This is a genomic window from Paenibacillus cymbidii, from assembly GCF_004764705.1.
In the GTDB taxonomy this organism is placed as follows: Bacteria; Bacillota; Bacilli; order Paenibacillales; family NBRC-103111; genus Paenibacillus_AN; species Paenibacillus_AN cymbidii.
In genome coordinates, this window is sequence record NZ_SHLX01000029.1 from 72,652 (window position 1) to 92,584 (window position 19,933).

General features: G+C 54.6%; 20 protein-coding genes. 3 read left to right on the plus strand and 17 right to left on the minus strand.

Annotated elements, in window-relative coordinates:
• Positions 1–47: 47 nt before the first annotated feature.
• The 10 genes from EXY20_RS29890 to EXY20_RS29935 form a co-directional block, all read right to left on the minus strand.
• Complete coding sequence (locus EXY20_RS29890; protein ID WP_135556087.1) at positions 48–1,466, minus strand: serine hydrolase domain-containing protein; 1,419 nt, start codon at positions 1,464–1,466, stop codon at positions 48–50.
• Positions 1,467–1,525: 59 nt separating this feature from the next.
• The gene (locus EXY20_RS29895) at positions 1,526–2,353 is read right to left on the minus strand and encodes a phytanoyl-CoA dioxygenase family protein (protein WP_135556089.1); all 828 of its coding nucleotides are present in this window, start codon (positions 2,351–2,353) and stop codon (positions 1,526–1,528) included.
• 62 nt (positions 2,354–2,415) lie between these two features.
• Positions 2,416–3,225 carry a M55 family metallopeptidase gene (locus tag EXY20_RS29900; protein WP_135556090.1) on the minus strand — a complete coding sequence of 270 codons (810 nt, stop codon included), beginning with the start codon at positions 3,223–3,225 and terminating at the stop codon, positions 2,416–2,418.
• A gap of 240 nt (positions 3,226–3,465) precedes the next feature.
• The gene (locus tag EXY20_RS29905) at positions 3,466–5,013 is read right to left on the minus strand and encodes an extracellular solute-binding protein (protein WP_167859628.1); all 1,548 of its coding nucleotides are present in this window, start codon (positions 5,011–5,013) and stop codon (positions 3,466–3,468) included.
• Between the two features lie 200 nt (positions 5,014–5,213).
• The gene (locus EXY20_RS29910) at positions 5,214–6,083 is read right to left on the minus strand and encodes a carbohydrate ABC transporter permease (RefSeq protein ID WP_135556093.1); all 870 of its coding nucleotides are present in this window, start codon (positions 6,081–6,083) and stop codon (positions 5,214–5,216) included.
• A 90-nt stretch (positions 6,084–6,173) separates the two neighbouring features.
• Positions 6,174–7,091 (minus strand): ABC transporter permease, encoded by a 918-nt coding sequence (locus EXY20_RS29915; RefSeq protein WP_135556094.1) that lies wholly within the window; start codon positions 7,089–7,091, stop codon positions 6,174–6,176.
• Between the two features lie 72 nt (positions 7,092–7,163).
• Positions 7,164–7,949, minus strand: coding sequence for a response regulator transcription factor (locus EXY20_RS29920; RefSeq protein ID WP_167859629.1), 786 nt, complete (start codon positions 7,947–7,949; stop codon positions 7,164–7,166).
• Entirely contained in the window at positions 7,946–9,724 is a 1,779-nt protein-coding gene (locus EXY20_RS29925) for a sensor histidine kinase (protein ID WP_135556096.1), read from the minus strand. Before EXY20_RS29925 ends, EXY20_RS29920 begins: the two co-directional genes overlap by 4 nt.
• Before the next feature lie 335 nt (positions 9,725–10,059).
• Positions 10,060–10,431: an iron-sulfur cluster insertion protein ErpA gene (gene erpA / locus EXY20_RS29930; RefSeq protein WP_135556127.1), complete on the minus strand. Its 372-nt coding sequence runs from the start codon at positions 10,429–10,431 to the stop codon at positions 10,060–10,062.
• A gap of 151 nt (positions 10,432–10,582) precedes the next feature.
• Positions 10,583–10,789, minus strand: a complete 207-nt coding sequence (locus EXY20_RS29935) for an aspartyl-phosphate phosphatase Spo0E family protein (protein WP_235886262.1) — start codon at positions 10,787–10,789, stop codon at positions 10,583–10,585.
• 239 nt (positions 10,790–11,028) lie between these two features.
• Here EXY20_RS29935 and mqnE point away from each other — a divergent pair, with 239 nt between their 5' ends.
• Entirely contained in the window at positions 11,029–12,102 is a 1,074-nt protein-coding gene (mqnE, locus tag EXY20_RS29940) for an aminofutalosine synthase MqnE (RefSeq protein WP_235886270.1), read from the plus strand.
• Complete coding sequence (locus tag EXY20_RS29945; RefSeq protein WP_135556099.1) at positions 12,099–13,196, plus strand: NAD(P)/FAD-dependent oxidoreductase; 1,098 nt, start codon at positions 12,099–12,101, stop codon at positions 13,194–13,196. Before mqnE ends, EXY20_RS29945 begins: the two co-directional genes overlap by 4 nt.
• Before the next feature lie 23 nt (positions 13,197–13,219).
• On the opposite strand, the gene EXY20_RS29950 is transcribed toward EXY20_RS29945, so the two are convergent.
• A complete protein-coding gene (locus EXY20_RS29950; protein WP_135556100.1) occupies positions 13,220–13,474 on the minus strand; it encodes a YuzB family protein in 255 nt (84 codons plus the stop codon).
• Positions 13,475–13,547: 73 nt separating this feature from the next.
• On the opposite strand from EXY20_RS29950, the gene EXY20_RS29955 reads away from it, so the two are divergent.
• A complete protein-coding gene (locus EXY20_RS29955; protein WP_135556101.1) occupies positions 13,548–13,793 on the plus strand; it encodes a NifU family protein in 246 nt (81 codons plus the stop codon).
• A gap of 89 nt (positions 13,794–13,882) precedes the next feature.
• On the opposite strand, the gene EXY20_RS29960 is transcribed toward EXY20_RS29955, so the two are convergent.
• From EXY20_RS29960 to EXY20_RS29985, 6 genes are all read right to left on the minus strand, one after another.
• On the minus strand, positions 13,883–14,572 hold the full coding sequence (locus EXY20_RS29960) for a Cthe_2314 family HEPN domain-containing protein (RefSeq protein WP_135556102.1): 690 nt from the start codon (positions 14,570–14,572) through the stop codon (positions 13,883–13,885).
• Entirely contained in the window at positions 14,535–15,536 is a 1,002-nt protein-coding gene (locus EXY20_RS29965) for a DMT family transporter (protein ID WP_135556103.1), read from the minus strand. Before EXY20_RS29965 ends, EXY20_RS29960 begins: the two co-directional genes overlap by 38 nt.
• Complete coding sequence (locus EXY20_RS29970) at positions 15,533–17,308, minus strand: UbiD family decarboxylase (protein WP_135556104.1); 1,776 nt, start codon at positions 17,306–17,308, stop codon at positions 15,533–15,535. Before EXY20_RS29970 ends, EXY20_RS29965 begins: the two co-directional genes overlap by 4 nt.
• Positions 17,305–18,210, minus strand: a complete 906-nt coding sequence (locus EXY20_RS29975) for a COX15/CtaA family protein (RefSeq protein ID WP_167859631.1) — start codon at positions 18,208–18,210, stop codon at positions 17,305–17,307. Before EXY20_RS29975 ends, EXY20_RS29970 begins: the two co-directional genes overlap by 4 nt.
• Positions 18,211–18,395: 185 nt before the next feature.
• On the minus strand, positions 18,396–19,334 hold the full coding sequence (locus EXY20_RS29980; RefSeq protein WP_167859632.1) for a glycerophosphodiester phosphodiesterase: 939 nt from the start codon (positions 19,332–19,334) through the stop codon (positions 18,396–18,398).
• A 184-nt stretch (positions 19,335–19,518) separates the two neighbouring features.
• Positions 19,519–19,863: a thioredoxin family protein gene (locus EXY20_RS29985; protein WP_135556106.1), complete on the minus strand. Its 345-nt coding sequence runs from the start codon at positions 19,861–19,863 to the stop codon at positions 19,519–19,521.
• Between the last annotated feature and the right edge of the window lie 70 nt (positions 19,864–19,933).

The window sequence follows — 19,933 nt, forward strand, 5'->3', positions numbered from 1 at the left end:
GTAGCGGCTTGTTTCTGTTGCAATGGAGCCTGCCTTGATCCCAGCCCCTACTCTTTCCATATTTGCCTGGATCCATTGGACAGCCGGTTCACATTGCCTGCAGTATCGCGAATAAAGCGGATCATCGGCTCTTCGTCCTCTTTCTCGAGGATGAACAAGTCTCGTTCGGCGATCGGCTTCATTGGCATTCGTACCGTCTTGCCGACGTAATACAGCGTGCCTTCTTCCAACTTGACCTCTATGGCGTCGCTTTCTCCCGAAACGTAACGACCTGTATACGCGGCGAGCTCAACCGACGACAATTCGAAGCTTTTGCGCTTGATCGGGGTCGTACGAATGTCAATCCTTTGTACGCTATTGACTGCGGCCGACAGCGGAGCGCTTACCGGAACATGGGCCAGGTTCGCCAAAACGACGCCGGTGATGCCTTGCTCCGGGAGGATGCACATACGAGATGAAATCGCCTTGAGTCCCCCGGAGTGCTCGAAGCGCGTATGGCCGTTCTCGTCCTTATACGTCGATAATCCGAACCCGTAAAACTTGCCGGGCGCTGTTTCCATGTGGGGATGTACCATTTGTTTCACGCTTGCTTCTGTAAGAATGCGCCGGTCTCCTGCGAGGCCGCCAGTCCGGTAAATCTCCAAATATTTCAATATGTCCCGGGCGGTCGAGCGTAGAAAGCCGGTTCCCACCATCGCTGGCGCTTCCCACCATAACGGAGCGGCATACACCGTTTTCCCCCCGCCGTCTGTAGATTTCGCAACATACAGTGTCGTCATCTCGCAATGGCGCTTCAGTTTGTCTACGTCAAACGAGGTCTTCTCCATATTGGCCGGCTGCAGCACAACACGCTCGACATAGCTTTCATACTTCATGCCGCTGACCCGTTCGACGATGGCGCTGAGCATGCCGTAACAATCGTTGGAGTAACTGTATTCCGTACCGGGAGCCCCCAATAATTTATAGTCCAATTCGCCGATATATTGCATCAGTTCTTCGAATGTGTCGATCGGTCCGTGATCTTGCCGCAGCAGCTCCATACCGGAATAGTCTTGCGTGGACGGATCTGCCGAGGTCGATCGCTTCATAGCAAAGATGAGCGTAGGCAACGGCGGAATGCCGCTGGAATGCGACATAAAATGGCGAATACGGATCTGCTTCGTCATCTGCGCATCAGGCGTTCTGAATTCCGGCAAATAGCGAATGACCGGGTCGTCAACGGACAATTTGCCCTGTTCTTGCAAGACCATTATCGCCGCGCAAGTGAACGACTTCGTCAAAGAGGCAAGGCCGAATACAGTATCCATCGTAACTTCAAGCTGATTCTCGACGTCACGATAGCCGAAACCTCTCATAAAGACCGGTTTGCCGTGTTCAGCGACAGCAACTGCCGTGCCGGGAACCTGATACCGTGCCATCCATTCGTTTATGCAGCTTTCCAAAGCAGATCTTCTTTGCTCATCCATAATCTCATTCTCCTTGTGCAGACAAGCCGACGGCTAACTCGGCAGTGTCTGCAATCCTGTTAACATTCCGCTCCGGTCATCTCATTCGTAAATAAACGTTTGTATTCCTGGGGCGACAGCTTCTCCGCCGAAACCGGCGCATAATGATGCTGCAGTGAACGCCGCCGGTTCGCCGAATTGTTGGTCGGCGTGCCATGATGCAGCAACCCGTGGAAAATGAGCACGCCTCCCGCCCGTACCGGAGCGGCAAGAACGCGGTTTGCGGTAATGTTCGTGTCGCAAATTTGCCAGTCTCGCACGGCATAGTGAGGAATAGCGCCTTCCATGTGAGAGCGGGGAATGATGCGCATGCAGCCGTTGTCCACTTCCGCATCGTCCAGCGCAATCCATACGCCGCAAACCGCTTTGGACCAAGCGAGTGCGCCATACGCCATATCCTGGTGCCACGGTTTCTCCCCGCCGCCGTGAGCAGGCTTCATCAAGGCCATCTCCTGCGCAAGTTTCGCTTTTTCGCTGAAAATTTTCTCCAACACAGCATGAATGTGCGGGTGATCAATCACTTGCTGCAATCTTGACTCGACACCGGCAAAATCATGTATCTTGCGCACTTCAAGCTCCCGGTCGACGCCGGGCGCAATTTGATCGATCGATATGCCATACTGAACGCGGCCGATCGCTCTTCCGAAGACGATATCTGTCAGCGCCTCTTTGCACGTTTGAACTTCCGCTTCGTTCAAGAACTGCTCAACCAGAATGTAGCCTTCCTCGCGATATTGCTTGAGTTGTTCTTCTCCGATATCCGCCATCGTTTTGACACTTCTGGCGAGACCGACCGGACGATATAGCGTCAGCTCAAGTTCGGGAGTCGCTTTGCGGTTTGCTTTCATGGCACGCTTCCTCCTCTGTATATGAAGTCAATTGATTGTGCAACATGAGAACGCTTGTCGGCTTATGAAGACAATTTAATCATCGTCAATAACGCCCGGTAAGCATCCAGTATATGTTTCGCTTGGTAACGCACGATCGTCGTGCCCGTTTCCAGCTCGGCGCCGGGCATGAATGCCGCCCATTCCGCCTGCGCATAGCCGTTGAATTCTACGCGCAGCAGCGGTTCATCAGGAGGGGTTAGCGGCTGAACGCGATCTTTGTGTTCGAGCGCAATTTGCGTCTTTTTCCGCAGCAACTCCGCGCTATCGAGCGGTGAAAGGCAACGGGCGGAAACGCGCGAGACGAATTGCTTCACTATCGCCGTCGTAATGCCGGGAATGAGCGCTTCAGCTTCGGCGGCAATTTGGTCGTCTCCCGTCACCATCAGAACCGGCACGTTGTAATAACCGGCGATATAAGCATTGAACCCGAATTCGCCGATCAATGTTTCATTAATGTACACGTTCTTCAGCAATCCGGTCATTGTATGGGAGAGCACTCCCTTCTGCGAAGCGCGGGCGTGATAACCGACGAATAGCGCGCCGTCGCAACTGTCGTCCAGTCCCTGCATCATGCAATAAGGCTTGACGATGCCGGAAATGAGCTGCGCGCGGGGGTCCAACTCCTCGATCACAATGTTGTTCATTCTGCCGTGACTGTCATTGACAAGTATTTCGCGGCCGCCATGCGCATATGCCGCCTGCAGCACCTGATTGACATCGCCCGTCATCAAATGCTGGCCTCTTACGTAGTGCTGCTGGTCATAGGTGACAAAGCTGGCATCGACAATTCCCGTGATGCCTTCCATGTCCGCAGAGACGTATAACTTCATTGGATATCCTCCTCGTGCAACAAGTAGCTGTCTACTTAATGGGAGAGCACATGCATTCACATACATTTAGTCAAGTAATTCAAAGCGGCAATCCTTCCAAATCTCTCGTCTTGACAAAGCGCAACCGTCAGATTCCTCATCCTTGCTGCACGCGGCCGCAACGAGCAGACATGACGCTGCGGCCACCGCGCAAAAGGTAATCTTCCATCATGGCGGCACTTGCTCCCGTTCTGGAGCCACCTATTTTAGTAATTGTTGTTGCTTCGCTTTCTGGCTATCGATAATGTCATACATCTTCTTCGGCAGGAACGCCTTATCCTTGTTTTCCTTGTACCACTTCGTATAGAACTCCTGGATTCTCTTGCCGCCTTCACGCTCCCAAATCGCCTTCGCTTCGCCGAGCGCTTGATCGGTCGTATACTTGCTTCCTCCCAGAATCGCTTTCGTCCATATTTCCGATGTCTGCTTGTTGATATTCTCCAGCGCGACTTTCAAATCGTTCGGCAACGTCGGCAAATGCTCGCTATGCGTAATAGCCGGGTACATGGACGGGTTCGTGCTGTACAAGTTGTTCATGGACAGCTTGAACAAATCGAGCGCGACTTTCTCCTCCGGCTTGCCCGGATCGAAATTGCTGGCGAGAAATCCGCATACGCCGTCTTCGGTTTTGTTATACACCATGTCGTAATCGACGCCGGCATGATAGCTGACTTCCGTCTTTTGCTTCTGTACGTCTAATACGACCGGGCAACCGTTGACGCCTTTCTTGTAATGCTCGCCTTCGATCCCGTTCGATAACGTGACGCCGGCCATCGGCGTAAGCAGAAAGTCGATATATTTGATGACCGAAACGGGGTCTTTCGCGGCGGCGTTCACGACCGCTGTCATTTGCAGCGGATTGACCAAACCGGACATAAACTGGCCGTTTGGCGATTTCGGGAACGGAATGATCGTCAGTTCAGCGCCGGGAGCATTCGCCTTAATCGTGGCATAATTCGTCACGAACAACTCGTACCAAATACTGAACGTATTCCCTTGCGCCGGGTAAATGCCGAGCTTGCCATTCAGAAAGTCTTGTTTCGCTTTGGCGCCATTCTTGTCAGTCAAGAAATCTTTATCGACAATGCCGCCGTCGTACAAGCTTTTTTGGAAATCGACAAACGACTTCTGCCGTTCGAACGGATAGAACGCTTGACCGCTGTCGTCAATATCCATCGCCACACCGAACAATTGGGTCAACGCGCCGCCTACGTTCGAGCTGAGGGAAATCCCGAACGTATCTTTCTTGTTGTTCCCGTCCGGGTCGTTATTCGCGAAGGCGATCGCGGTTTGCAGCAGCTCGTCCGTCGTTTTCGGTACCGGCAGATTGAGCTTCTTGAGCCAATCGTTTCGGATGATGATGACATTCTGCAGCATGACCTCATTCAACTTGCCGAACTCGTACAGCTTCCCGTCGCTCTTTAGTCCAGCATCCTTGACAGCGGGGAACTTCTGCAGAAACTTCTTGTACTCGACAGAATGCTTCTCAATCAAGTCGTCCAACGGCATCAATTGCTTCTGATCGTAGAGCGGATTCTTGATGTTCGGATCGTACTCGAAAATAAGATCGGGTGCGTCGCCGGAAGCGAACAGGACGTTCACCTTCTGCGCTGCTTCCGCTCGGGCAATTGGCACGAACTTGACGTCGACCGGAGAGTTCGCATTGATCCATTTGGTCCAGCGATTGTTCTCAATCGTTCCTTCTGAAGCGGGAATATTGCCACGATCGTAAATCGTTGCGCTGATCACCCCCCTCTTCTCGCTCTTCGTCGCGTTCGCCGGCTTAGTTGATTGTGCAGCGCCATCGGGAGCCTTGTCCCTGCCACTGCAGGCAGCCAGAACGGCAACCGCAAGCACCGCGATTACTGCCCCTCGTGATGACCCAGACTTCAATCCCCCCATGTTCATTCCACGTTCGCCTCCTTGTATGAATTATGTGAATCCACCCTTCAACCTTTCACCGAACCGAGCATAACGCCCTTAACGAAATACTTCTGAAGGAATGGATAAACAACGAGCATTGGTAAGACCATTACAATAACTGCGGCCGATTTAATACTGTCAGGCAAGCTTTGCTCCACCCCGTCCATCCGCATCTGCTCGACAAGCAGCGACTGGCTTTGAATCATTTGTTGCACGAGAACGGTAAGCGTATATTTTGCGCTCGAATTGATATAGATGAGGACGCTCATGAACGCGTTCCAGAATCCGACGCCGTAGAAGAGTGCGAGCGTAGCGATTACCGGCATTGACAAAGGCAATACGATTCTGCCGATCAAGCGATACTCGCCACAGCCGTCGATCAATGCAGCTTCTTCGACTTCCTTGGACAAGTTCTCGAAATACGTCTTCATGATGAGCACGTTAAACGTACTGACAAGGTTCGGCAACCAAAGGGCATAGTAGGTGTTTATCAATCCAAGCGATTTCACTACCAAGTATGTCGGGACTAGCCCTCCGCTAAACAGCATGGTGAAAATCATCGCCAGCGTATAGAAACGCCTGCCTGCAAAATAACCTCGCGACAACGGGTACGCCGTCCCGATGGTCATTACCATACACAACAGCACGCCAACGACCGTCAGTTGCACACTGTTTACAAATGCACTGCCGATTCTCGTCCCTTGAAACAAGAGACGGTAACTGGCTGTATCGAGATCAACTGGCCATAACACGACTTGCCCGGTTTCGATTGCCGTCTTGGAGCTTAACGAGAGGGAAATGATGTGGAGCAACGGCGCCAGGCAGAGGATGGCCAGAACGATGAGCAATACGTATATCAACTGCATATATATTTTTTCACCAAGCGATTCTTTCATCGTTTTCCCCGCTCTCCTTGTAAAATTGCCCCACAAAGTGGTGCCTTTGCTCCGAAGCGAATTCAGGTACTTTGCGGGGACCCCGAAAAACTAGAACAGCCCGTGACCCAATTTCCGCGCACCCCAGTTGGCCGACAGCACGAGAATGAAACCGATCACCGACTCGAACAGCCCCATTGCCGTCGTTAGGCTGAATTGCCCGCCCTGAATGCCTACGGCGTATATATACGTGCTGATAACTTCCGATACCGATGCCACTGCGTTGTTCTGGAGGTTGTATACGTGATCGAAGCCGACTTCCATGACGCGCCCGAGCGACAGGATAAACACGAGCACGACCGTACTGCTGATACCGGGCAGCGTAATGCTCCATATTTTCCTCAGCTTGCCGGCCCCATCAATGCTAGCAGCCTCATAAAGCGCAGGATCGATCGTTGAAAGCGCTGCCAAATAAATGATAGCGCTAAAGCCCATTTCCTTCCAAATACCGGAGCCGATAAAAATCGCTGTCCAGGAACCCGGTTGGTACATGAATGGAATCGGTTCGCCGTACACCCTGGTTATCACATGATTGAGCAAGCTGGATTGCATAGAGAAGATCGTAGCGACCATCCCTCCGATGATGACCCAGGAGAAGAAGTGCGGCAAGTAAACGATCGTTTGCACGGCGCGACGAAACCACATTTTCCTCACTTCATTGAGCAGAATGGCCAGTAAGATCGGGAATGGGAAGCTGATAATCAAGCTCAGCATGCTCAGCTTGAACGTGTTCCATATTACCAGTACCGTACGAGTCGATTGAAACAGCAACTCGAAATGTTCCCATCCTACCCAAGGGCTGTTCCATATGCCGTCGCGAAAGTTGTACGCTTTAAACGCAATCAACACGCCCCCCATCGGTGCATACTTGAATATAAGATAGAAGGCGATGGTCGGGAGAAACAACAGGTAGAGCGGAGCATTTTTCTTAAGTGCTCGTTGGAACGATTTCGATTGCAGGAACGTCATATCTCACCCTCCCTTCGTATGAAGATCTTGATCGCAATAGATTCATTATACAAACAAGCCGTTGTGCGGGCATTAGATTTTCTTGGCATCATCTATAATATTCTTCGAGGTTTGGTGAAATCGATATTCCGAAGGAGCCATGGCCGCAAATTTTTTGAATACATTCGTAAAATACGTCGGTTCGTCGAAGCCGGTAGCCCGCGATATTTCCGCAATTTTCATATCCGTGTGCGTGAGCAGAAACATAGCCTTCTCCATCCTGACCTTCGTCATGTAAGATGTCAACGATTCACCGCATTTCTTCTTGAACAAGGTGCTGACATAGGATGGATTCAGGAACACATGGGCGGCAATCGCCGAAACGCTGCAATCGTCCATGTAATGTTCATCGATATAGCGGATGATTTTGTCGACGACTTGACCATAGCCGTCCATCGGCAGCCGCTCTCGGCTCACGGGGGAAGGTTGCGCCACAGGCTTCTCGCAAATTTTGTCCAGAGCTTTGCGCAAGGCGGTCATAATCTCTTCCTCCGAGCACGGCTTCAGCAGAAAATCGAACGCGCCGAAGCGAAGTGCGGCTTGCGCGTAATGAAAGTCCTGATAACCCGTAATGATAATGATTATGGTATCAAGCTTGTTTACATGGATGCGCTCTGCCACTTCGATTCCGCTCATCCCCGGCATATGGATGTCGAGCAAGACGATTTCCGGGTTGAACGTTTGAATATGCGCCCAAGCGTCCTCTCCATTGTCGGCTTCGCCGGCAACGGTCCATCCCGGCATGTGCCGTTCAATAATCGAACACAGGCCTGTGCGGAAATTCGGCTGATCTTCTGCAATGACGATCGTCCCCGTCATATTGCTTCCTCCTCGAGGTACGGTAGTGTGAGCGTTACGCTCGTTCCATCGCCCCATTTACTTATGATATCCAGACCGTACATTTCGCCGTATGTCAGTTCAATTCGGCGCCGCACCATACGAATGCCCAGATGCTCCTGGTCTACTGATTTCGCCTTGCCGAGCAAAGCGTGCATATTGTCTTCCACGATCCCGCAGCCGTTATCGCTAATGCTGAGGATCAATTTATCGTTCTCGCGCATGCCGCTGATCGTCAATTGCTTGTGCCCACGACGATGACGGAACGCATGCACGAATACGTTCTCGACGATCGGCTGCACAAGCAGACGAATGATCTGGCACTGGAACAACTCTTCCGGGACATCGATTGTGTATTGTAGGTCTTGATGGAATAGCTCCATTTGAATGTGTAAATAGTTCCTGACTTGCGCCAACTCTTCCTGAAGCGTCGTCGGCTGGCGCACCGTTTGCAGCGAATAACGCAATATGTCAGATAACGATTTGATGATGTCGGCTGTATCCTTCGCATTCTGATTTCGCAGCTTCCAATAAATTTCATTAAATATATTGTATAGAAAATGAGGGTTTAGCTGTGCTTGCAGCATCTTTAATTCCGCTTCTCTTTCTCGCACCTGTTTGACATAATCTTCGCGGATGAGCTCGTTGATGTGGTCGACCATCGCGTTAAAGCCTTCCCCCAGAAACGCCAACTCGTCCCCGGTAGCGACCCTCACCTTCGTCTCGAGGTGACCGGCCCGAATGCTGCGCATCGCCTGCACCATCGTCTGCAGCGGCCTTGTAAGCTTCATGCTGACCATAATGATGACGAGAATGGTTAATGTGATGCTGGTCAAACCGGAAACGACGACAATGGTGAACAACTGCTTGGTCTTGCTGCGCACTTGCTCCAGAGAGGTGCCGCTGATCAGCGTAAATCGCCCTGATTCCGATTGATGCTTCACGAATAAATAGATCCCGCCGTCAAATTTCGCTACATCCATATTTTTCTGATCTGTCAGCAGCGGGATGTCTTCTTGATGAACGCCAGCATGATTTGAGTACAACAGATGATTCCCCGGTGTAATCAAAAATGTCATTCCGGAATTTAATTCCATTTCACCCATAAATTTCTTAATAAAATCAATGCCTAAAGTAAAGATGAGGATGCCGTACGTTTCTTGATTCAAGGTTTTCATCCAACGCGCCGCGACGATCGAATCCCGCATCGCCCCGGGGTCTACCGAGCTAGGCAGGGGCATGCGGAGCCATACCAGCATGCCACTCGTCCCTTCCAACTGCTTTCTGATAAACGTGTACGAACTTGCGTCCAGTTGGAAAACGGATCCATTATTATCGAAATAGCGATTTTCGCCGTTCATGTTATAGACAAACACCGAGCGGATATAAGGCGCGTCTACTCTGGCCTGGTTTATTCGGTCGTGAAAATTCATCAATTCCTTGAATTCCTCGATCGTCATACGATCTTTGGTGGAACGATTGGAATTTTGGATCGAAGTGATCACATCTGGGTGAAACACGATCGTTTGCGATATTCGGGAAACCTCCTCCACCTTCATCACGAACCGCTCAAGCATTTGTTCATTAGCTGCCGAGTATTGCTTGTACACTTCCTGTTCGTACAGATGAAGATTCAACTGGTATACGAACGCTCCCACGAGCAGAGACGCCAATGAAAGGACGAGCGCAAACGTAATCACCAACTTGGCGGTAAAGCTAATCCGTTTATGGCGAAACCACTTGAATGCATAGCCCACGTTGACCCCACCTAACGCTAAGAGTTTTTAGCTATACTTCATGGCCACATTTTACCATGGCACCGTGTTGATTTCTATGGTCTCGATGGAACCTATTGTTACATACGATGAACTGTTGAAAGCCACGAATTAGGCCTCCAAGCGGTCCGGGCAATTGCCCTCAACAAAACAAAAACCTCCCATAGCCACGTATTTGCATCATACGCAAGCTTGGGAGGTATGGAATCCGCAACCCTGAATCGTCTTTTCTAGGGTTGTGTAAATACAATCAAATGATTGCGGATTGATCCATTTTTGGCTTCAATCCGTAACCCACACCACATTTCAACTCAACCTTACACTTCCACCTTATCGTCGCACTTCTCGGCGTGGCCTTCTTCTTCCTTGTGCTTAAACGACTGGCCGCAGCCGCAGGAAGCGACGGCATTGGGATTGTGTATGGTAAACCCGCCCCCCATGCCGCTGTCTTGGTAGTCGATTTCGACGCCGTACAAATACTTCTTGCTCTCCGCGTCGACGACTACTTTAAGGCCGTGAAGCTCCATCACTTCGTCGGTATCGTTCTGGTCGTCGTCGAAGCCCATGCCGTACGAAAAGCCGCTGCAGCCGCCCGCCTTGACCCCAACCCGCAGGAACAAGTTCGGCGCTTCCTCTTCCGCCAGCATCGCCTTGATCTTGTCGACCGCCGTTTCGGAAATCGTAATCACGTTCATGCCTGTTTCCTCCCTCTATAGAAGCCGCAATTGGCAACTCAAGTTGATTCGTACCTCCAGTATACTAAGAAAGCCGCCATTGCTCAAGCGCAATGGGCGGCAGCAAACGGTCGTATCGTTCGATTAGGAACAAGAGCCGGTCATCTCAGCCGATCCCCAGCATGTTCGCGTCTTCCAGCTCGACATTGCGCGCACGGGAATAATATTCCAGCAGCAACCGGTCAAGCCACTGGCTGCATGCCATCACATCCGGATGCAAAAAACCGTGCCGTTCCCCCAGAGCTACCATTCTGCGCCTGACGGCTTCTATTTGCTCGTTCAAGTCGACAACCGCATGTAAAGCAGTATGCACAGCCATCACCTTTGCCTATATTCTCACAAGAACTTAGTATACCTGATTTTCTAGAAAATAGGAATGAGAGATTATGCGCATTTGGATAAAAAATCAGCAAATTCTGACACGTTTATGGCAAAACAAGTTCTCGTATTGCCCCATCCCGACAGGAAGATTATAATAAAAAGATGTGCAAACGGCCGAATCTGGAAGGGGTGCGAAACTTGAGCATTGGAGTATTGGCTTCAGACAAACGTATGGCGGAAATTAGCGACAAAGTGCAGGCAGGCATCAGGCTTTCGCCGGAAGACGGACTTTATTTGTATGAATCGGACGATTTGCTGACAATCGGCCAACTCGCCAACCTGGTCAATCTGCGGAAGAACGGGAAAAAGGTTTATTTTATCGAAAACATGAGCCTGTATTTCACCAATGTGTGCGAAGCGCATTGCGCCTTCTGCAATTTCCGCAAAAACCCCGGCGACGAAGGGGCGTACACGCTGAGCGGCGACGAGATGATCGCGTATGTGGAGCAGCACTATCATCCGGGCGTTCGCGAGTTTCATATTGTCGGCGGCCACAATCCGAACGTGCCGTTCTCGTATTATGTCGAATCGATCCGGGCGCTCAAGACGCGGTTTCCCGACGTCATCGTCAAAGCTTACACCGGTGCGGAGATCGAGTTTTTCTCGCGCTTGTCCGGGCTGAGCTTCAAGGAAGTGCTGGAGCAGTTGATCGCGGCGGGTCTCGACACGCTTACCGGCGGCGGCGCGGAAATTTTGTCCGATCGCTACCGCGACAAGATGCATGTGGACAAGGCGTCGGTAGCACAATATTTGGAGGTGCACCGCACCGCCCACAAGCTCGGGCTGCGCACGCATACGACCATGCTGTACGGATCGCCGGTCGAAACGCTCGAGGAACGGATCCACCATATGGTGCAGTTGCGCGAGCTGCAGGACGAAACCGGCGGCTTCCAGGTGTTCATCCCGCTGGCGCTGCAGCCGATCAGCGCAACGGCCGGCATCAAGCGCCGCAATTCGGCGTTCGACGATCTGCGCACGATTGCGATCAGCCGGCTAATGCTCGACAATTTTCAACACATCAAGGCATACTTCATCAACATCGGCACGCAGTTGACCCAACTGGCGCTTACGTTCGGCGCTTCCGACGCGCACGGCACGATTCTGCGCGAGCGCATCAGCCACTCCGCCGGAGCCGTAACCCCGGCCGGTCTTACGCGGGACGAGCTGATCTGGCTGATTAAAGGAGCGGGCCGGATTCCTGTCGAGCGCGATACGTTCTACAACGAAATCCGCGTTTACGAATGATTCGATTGCGAAAGGAATGGCTTGCCGTGTCAAACAAAATTGTCATATTGGGCGGAGGGTACGGCGGGCTTACCGTTGCGCACGAACTGTTGGAGAAAGAGCTGCCGCGGGGCACGGAGCTGATGCTGATCGATCGGATGCCGTTTCAGGGACTGAAGACCGAATATTACGCGCTGGCTTCCGGCACGATTTCCGATATCGATATCCGGGTCGGCTATCCGGACGACGAGCGGCTGCGGGTCAAATACGGCGATGTCGCGGATGTGGAACTGGAGCGCAAGCTCATTCACTTCGCGGACGGAGAGCAGCTCGAATACGACAAGCTGATTATCGCGCTCGGCTGCACCGACAAGTATCACAATATCCCGGGCGCGGAGCAATATTCGTGCAGCATTCAATCGTTTTCCTCCACGCGGCAGACGTACTACAAGGTCAGCGATGTCCGTCCGTACGGCCATGTGACGATCGTGGGCGGCGGTCTGAGCGGGGTGGAAATGGCGTCGGAGCTGCGCGAAAGCAGAGGCGATCTGAACATCTGCATCCTCGACCGCGGGCCGAGCATCCTGTCGGCGTTCCCCGAGAAGCTGCAGCGGTTCGTACGGGAATGGTTCGGCGAACACCATATCAAGATGTTGTCCCATGTATCGGTTTCGCGGCTCGAGCCCGGCATCGTCTACAACCAGGAGGTGCCGATCCATTCCGACGCCACGATTTGGACGGCCGGCATCCAGCCAAGTCCTGTCGTGCAGCGGCTGAACGTGCCGAAAGATCCGCAAGGACGCGTACTGTTGAACGATTATTATCAAATTCCGGGCTATACGGAAGTGTTTGTCGTCGGCGATTGCGCCAGCCTGAAGTTTTCGCCGAGCGCGCAGGCAGCGCAGGCGCAAGGCAAACAAGTCGCGGATGTGCTGAAGGCGGAATGGCGCGGCGAAAAACCGCGGCTCGAATCGATCAAGCTGCGCGGCGTTCTCGGGTCGCTCGGGAAGAAGTCGGGCTTCGGCGTCATGGGCAAAAAGACGGTGCTGATGGGCAAGGTGCCGCGCGCGCTGAAAAGCGGCGTGTTGTGGAAATCGAAGCGCCATTTCGGATAAGGATAAGGGCGTCGCTGGCGAACTTACAGGTCGAATAAATCGTCCATCGCTTCGATTTCGGCGATTTTCTGCCGGATCAGGCGCAGCAGCTCGCCTTGGGTTTCGGCCGCCACAATTTCGCCGTTCACGAACGCAAACGGAAACAGGAAACATTCGCCGCAGTTGCCGAGGCATCCGTATTCGATGACGTCGTAATCGGGGTTCGTTTCCAGTTCGTTTTTTACTTGCTCCGTCCCGTGATGCATGTTGTTCACACAAAATTCGACGATCGGTCTCATGCGCTCACCTTGCAAATGATTTTATTTTCGCAGCATCTTGTAATATAATAAAGAAAGAAAGGAGATGACGCAAATGAACGAACAAGCGCAAAGCACGATGTACGACGAAGTACTGGAAGTGCTTGACAAGCTTCGCCCGTTCCTGCAGCGTGACGGCGGCGACGTGGAACTCGTCGACGTGGAGGACGGCATCGTCAAGCTGAAGCTGATGGGTGCATGCGGCAGCTGCCCAAGCTCGACCATCACGCTGAAAGCCGGCATCGAACGCGCCCTTCTTGAGGAAGTTGAGGGCGTGCAGGAAGTCATGCAAGTATTTTAATTCGCGTACTGCGTTAGAGAGCCTCGCCGGTGCCTTATGGCCCGGTGAAGCTCTTTTTTTGCATACGGCAGGCAAGCCCGCCATCGGCATTAACGCAAATAAGAGAATGTAGCGATCAACGCTCGGCTAACCATTTCAAATCCCAACTCCGCATTGCGCACATTGCCCGGAATGTTCTCGATTGGCGTGTGCCGGCTCCCCGTCTTCATCGCATGCTTCAGGTTGTCCCACACTTCCGCGTTCATCGCGTGCGTCTCCAGATTGCGTTCGCTGCGGAGCTTGTCGAGCGCGTCGCCGTACTGCTCCTTCAGTTCGTACAAGGAGGCGGCCAGCCGGGAGTGAAACTTGTGCCCCTGCATGCGGCGCAGCACGGTAAAGAACGAAAACCGCGACTTCATCTGCTCCGTTCGCAGCTCCAGCGCCTCGTTCAGGAAGAAGCCCAGTTTGTCGAGAATGGAAAAGACGCGCAGGAACGCGTTTTTGTAAAAATAGACGTAACGGTGGTAGGCGTCCCGTTCGCCTTCGTTCATCTGATGCTCGAACCGGCTGCGCACCATACCGCCAAAGCGCCGACAGCAATAGACGCTCTGCTCCAGCTCATCCAGCGAGTCGATGAAACTGTCGGCATAGATGGAAAGCTGGCCGGCCGAACCGGCATCCAGCTCTCCCCGTTTCTCTCTGCGCTTCAAGCGGACCGCATAGGCGCGGATCGTATCGAACGCCTCTTTGAGCCTGCCGTCGTCAATTCGTTTTGGTTCGCCGAACATCATGCGCAGCATGATCTCTGCCTCCCTTCTTCTGCAGCCGGCCGGCGGAGCCGCCGCGAAGTTTATCCCATTGCACGAGCAGCATGGCCGCCATAACCGCAAGACCGCCGATCCATTGCCAGGAGGAAATCGACTCCGTCAGGACGAGATAACCGGCAATGGCGGCGAAAAAAGGCTGCGTATAGCCGTAAAAGGACGATTTGAGCGCTCCCAGCCGGCCCAGACTCCAATTGTGCAGCGAAAAGCCGATCAACGTACCGACCAGCGTCGTATACCCGAAGCTGAGCCAGCCGTCCGTCGTCATGGCGACCAGCGCGCCGCCGCCGGCTTTGACGAACACTGCCGGCAGCAGCACGGCGGCGCTTGCCGTCATTTCCAGCGCGAACAGCAGCGGCAGCGGATATTTGCCGAGCAGCCGGCTCATGCCGAGCAAATAAACGGCGCCAAACACGCTGCGCAGCACGAGCAGCAGATCGCCGCGCATCGTCTCCGGGCCGAAATGAAGGCCGTGCCCGCCGGCAACGATGATAAAGGCGCCGGCGCAAGCGAGCGGCAGCCCGACGGCGAGCCGCCAGTTGAACGTAGCCGCACGCACCGCCAGCAAAAACAAAACGGTAAAGAGCGGCGACAGTCCTCTTCCCAGCACCGCCGCATTGGCCGTGCTCGTAAATTGCAGCGCATAGGACAATAAAGATTCGACGCCGATCGCCGATAAAGCGCCCAATCCGAGAATAAGCAGCAAATCGCGCCAGGCGATGGAAATTCGCAGGGAACGACGGCGGTAGTATGCATAAGTATACACCCAAACGATCGGGACAATGCAAAGAAAGCGGAGCCCGTTGAACAGAAACGGGTCCCACTCCCTGCCGCCGACTTTCATCGAAGCCATATTGGCGCCCCAAATCAGGAAAACGAGCAAAAAGGCGGCATGCGCTATCGCCTGTTGCGACGAACGGACGGCGGACGGAGCGCTCATCGTTGCTTGCCCAAGCCGTATTCGCTCCAGCGGCTGTCCACTTTCTTCACAATGTCTTCGCGCGGGAACAGCTCGTCCGGATACCCCGGCTTCATCCGCGCGTCAATCACGATCGGCAGTTCATATGCCAAATGGTGGCGATGTGCCGTTGTTTGCGCGTAAATGTCCGACGCCGGATTGAACCGGGTGAACACGGTCCACAGAAACGCCGTCTGGTCCCGGGTAGCCGCCTGCGCATCGTCGACCAGTACAACAAGCGGCCACTCGGCCAGGGCGCCGGCGTGCCCGGCAACAATTCGGTCGGCCAGCGCCGGTTCGGCTTCGTACGAAGCGCCGGAGACGACGAGGCAGCCGGCGCAATACACTTGCGCCGCGGTGATGCCGCCGATCAAGCCGCCGGTATAGGCGCGCGGCAATTGCCGCACCGGGTCGCCGACGCCGAGCAGCACCGCTTTGCTGCCGTGGTTAAGCCGGTGGCCGGTATAATCGAGCGTATCGTGAGACGTATAATGAAACAGGAATAAGTCCTGGTGCGGATCGAATCGTTCCAGCACGGTTTCCAGCAGCAGCGGGAAGTTGGCCAAATCAAGCTGCCGATCGGTGATGAGCAGAAATTTGGTCAGCGTCAACTGGCCTTCGCCAAGAATGCGGAACGCCGACCCTACCGCTTCGCGCCGGTAGCTTTCGCGCACGATCGCCGCCGCCAGCGGATGGAACCCCGTTTCCGCGTATGTCCACAGCTGCTTCACGCCCGGCATGGCCAGCGGGAACGCCGGCGACAGCAGCCGCTGCAAAAACTCGCCGAGGTAATAGTCTTCCTGGCGCGGCTTGCCGACGATCGTCGCCGGGTAAATCGCGTCCTTGCGCCGCCAGACGTGCTTCACGTTGAATACGGGAAAATCGTGCGTCAACGAATAGTAGCCGTAATGGTCGCCGAAAGGCCCTTCCGGACGGCGTTCGAACGGCGGCACTTCGCCGCATATCGCAAACTCCGCCTCGGCGACGAGCCGGTGGCCGCCGTCCATCGGCACCGCCATGCGCAGCTTGCGGCCGAGAATAAGCGAAGTGAGCAGCAGCTCCGGCAAGTGCTCCGGTACAGGAGCTATCGCCGAAGCGATCAGCGCGGGCGGGCCGCCAAGGAAAACGGTTACCGGCAGCGGTTTGCCAAGCCGTTCGGCTTCATGATAATGAAAGCCGCCGCCTTTGTGAATTTGCCAGTGCATGCCCGTCGTGTGGCCGTCGTACACTTGCATCCGGTACATGCCGAGGTTGTGGTGGCCGGTTTCGGGATGTTCGGTGTAGACAAGCGGAAGCGTAACGAACGGCCCGCCGTCCTCTTGCCAGCAGGTCAGCACCGGCAAGCCGGCCAGCGGCTCGCGGCGCTCGCGCACCTGCATGACCGGCGCGTCGGCAGGCGGCACCTGGCGCATGCCGACCTTCATCAAATCGAACAACAAGCCGCGTTCGCCCCATAGAGCTTTGGGCGTCGGCGGCAGCAGCGTATCGATCGCGCCGATGGCGCGCTTCATGAATTGCTCCGGCTTCGGGCCGAACGCCAGGTCGACGCGGCGGCTCGTGCCGAACAGATTGGTTACGACCGGGAACGAGCTGCCGATCACGTTCGTGAACAGCAGCGCCGGCCCTTCTTCATCAATGACGCGGCGGTGAATTTCCGCCAATTCCAAATTCGGATCGACCGGCGCTGCGATTTCGACCAGTTGCTTTTCGGATCGCAGGACGTCGAGAAATTGCCGCAAGTTATCGTGAATCATCGGCGGCGCAGCACCTCCACGGACATGTAGCATAATGCACCGAACAAACAGGAAACGATGAGCGTATGCAGCAGACTGGAAAGCAGGTACCAGTCGGATGCGAGCGTTGCGGTCAAATAAGCGCCGCTGAATACTTGCACCACAACGAACAGCAGCGACCACCGGGCCGCCTTGCGAATGTGCGGCGCTTCCTTCAATCCGCGGGACGCGATCGCCAGCCAGGCGATCAGGACGAACAGCAGAATCGCGCCGAGGCGATGCACGAAGACGATGCCTGTTGCGCCGCTAAGCTCGGGAACCACTTCTCCGTTGCAAAGCGGCCAGCCGGTGCAGCCTCCGGCCGATTTGGTGTGACGCACGAAGGCGCCTAAATACACCACACCGTAGCAGTAAATCAACGTCAGCCACACGCCGGTTCGATAGGCGGAAGTAACAAGGGCGCGTGCGCCGGAATGAAAGTCGGCCCGCTCCCAATTGCCTTCGCGCAGGACGAACACGAGCAGCAGCGTGCTGGCGAATGCCAGCAGGGAAAAGCCGAAATGCAGCGCCAGCACGGCCGACGACTGCGGCCACACGACCGCCAGCGCCCCGAGCACCGCCTGAAGCACGGTGAAGAAGCCGGTCGATGTGACGAAGAATCGTGCATCGCGCCGTTTGACATGGCGCCATACGGCAATAAATGCGGCCAACACGATGATCCCGACAACGCCCGTAACAAAACGATGGCTGTATTCAATCATCGATTCAATCGTATAACTCGGAATAAACTTGCCGTGGCACAGCGGCCAATCGCTGCCGCAGCCGCGGCCGGAATCGGTTTGCGTGACCGTCGCGCCCATCATCAGCACCAGCAGCATGCCGAAACAGCTTGCCTTCGCCAGCGGGTTTACCCATTGTCGCATGGTCCATACACCTTCTTCTAGCTGTTTGGGCGGTTCGCACCCAGTCCCATTATAACGATATTCAAAGGCATAATCCATGCGTTAACCGCGGGCAAATGTGACAAAGCGGCGAAACCGCCCCGCATGCGACAACCGGCGGGAGATTCGCCTGAGGCGATAGCTCCCGCCGGTTTCATGGGCAACGGTCAACCGGCTTGGCTCAGCTTGACCGGTTCGTCCGTAATGAAGGTGCGCACCCGCTGCTTGATGAGCGCTTGTTCGACCGTCGTGTCGTTGACCGTCCATGCCGCCACGTCGATGCCGCTCTTCCGCGCCGCTTCGGCGATGGACGGATCGGCCAGCAGCACCCGGTAGCTGGCGTGAATCATCGCGTGCTTGTCGTCTCTGGCCGCGCGGATCGAGCTGCGGCACGATTCCGCCGTGTCGCACAAGTATGCGATGGGAATCGCCGACGATACTTGGCGCACCTGGACGAAGTCGTCGTAATGGAATGACGATACTACTGTATGATCCGCCCAGCCGCCGTCTACGATCGTACGAATCATCGTTTGCACGTCGGCGGGCTGGCGATAATGTTTGATTTCGGTATAGACGGTTTGCCCGTCGCCGGGATGAACCGCTGCAAACACTTCCTGCAGCGTCGGGATGCGCGTGCCGGCGAATGAAGCGTTAAACTTGTTGCCCGCATCAAATTCGCGAAGCTGCTCCAGCGTATAATCTTTGAGCGCGCCGCGTCCGTTCGTCGTCCGGTCGATCGTCTGGTCGTGCATGATGACGACTTGACCGTCCTTGGACATCTGCATGTCGAGCTCTATGCCGTCGGCACCGGAAGCCATGGCCGCGCGGAAAGCCGGCAGCGTATTCTCCGGAGCGGCGGCGGAGTAGCCGCGGTGAGCCATGAAGCGAGGCGTTCGCGCCGGCCCGGCCGGCTCCTGCTCGGGCTTCAGCTGCGCCCTCAGCGCGGCGGCGGCGAGCCGCTCCTGCTTCAGCAGGCGGTAGGACATTTTCGCGGAAGCGTGTTTCCGCGGGGCGGATTCGGCTGCAAGCGGCCGGATCGGCAACGTGGAGGCGAGCAACGTGTAAGCGCATACAACAGTAATGATCATGGTGACCGTTTTTCTCATGCGGCGCTGCTCCTCTTTTGTTCGGGGTGTCTGGATGGAAAGGCCTCCGGATATACTCATCGTAACCGATAACCGTAGAGTTGACAATAATCGAATTTTTATGCAAAAAAGCGCGTTATGCAAATAGCGCAGCTCCTTGCCTCCTGCGGAGGAGAAGCTGCGCTTTGCCGGCAAGGGGTGCCGGTTATGACGTCATGGCGCCCGCCACTTCCAGCGAACGATCGAAGAACTCCTCGATTTCTTCTCTGGTCTTCCTCAGTTTGCTGACAAATCGCGTCAATTCCTGCCCTTTGCGGAAAACGATGAAGCTCGGGATGCCGAGAATGTCGTATTTCATGCACAAGTCGGGCAGCTCGTCTCGATCGATTTTGACAAAGGACAGGCGGCCGGCGTATTTCGTTTCCAAATCGGGCATGAACGGCTCGATGTAGTGGCAATCTTTGCACCACGTCGTCTTGAACACGGCTACCGTCACTTGATCCCCGCCAATTCGTTCGTAAAAGCTTTGTTCCGTGCCGATCGCTTCCATTCGATCCCGCTCCTCGCTGCTGTTTTTCTCCTTATATCATGCGCGGCGGCGGCAAGTCAAATGAACGCGA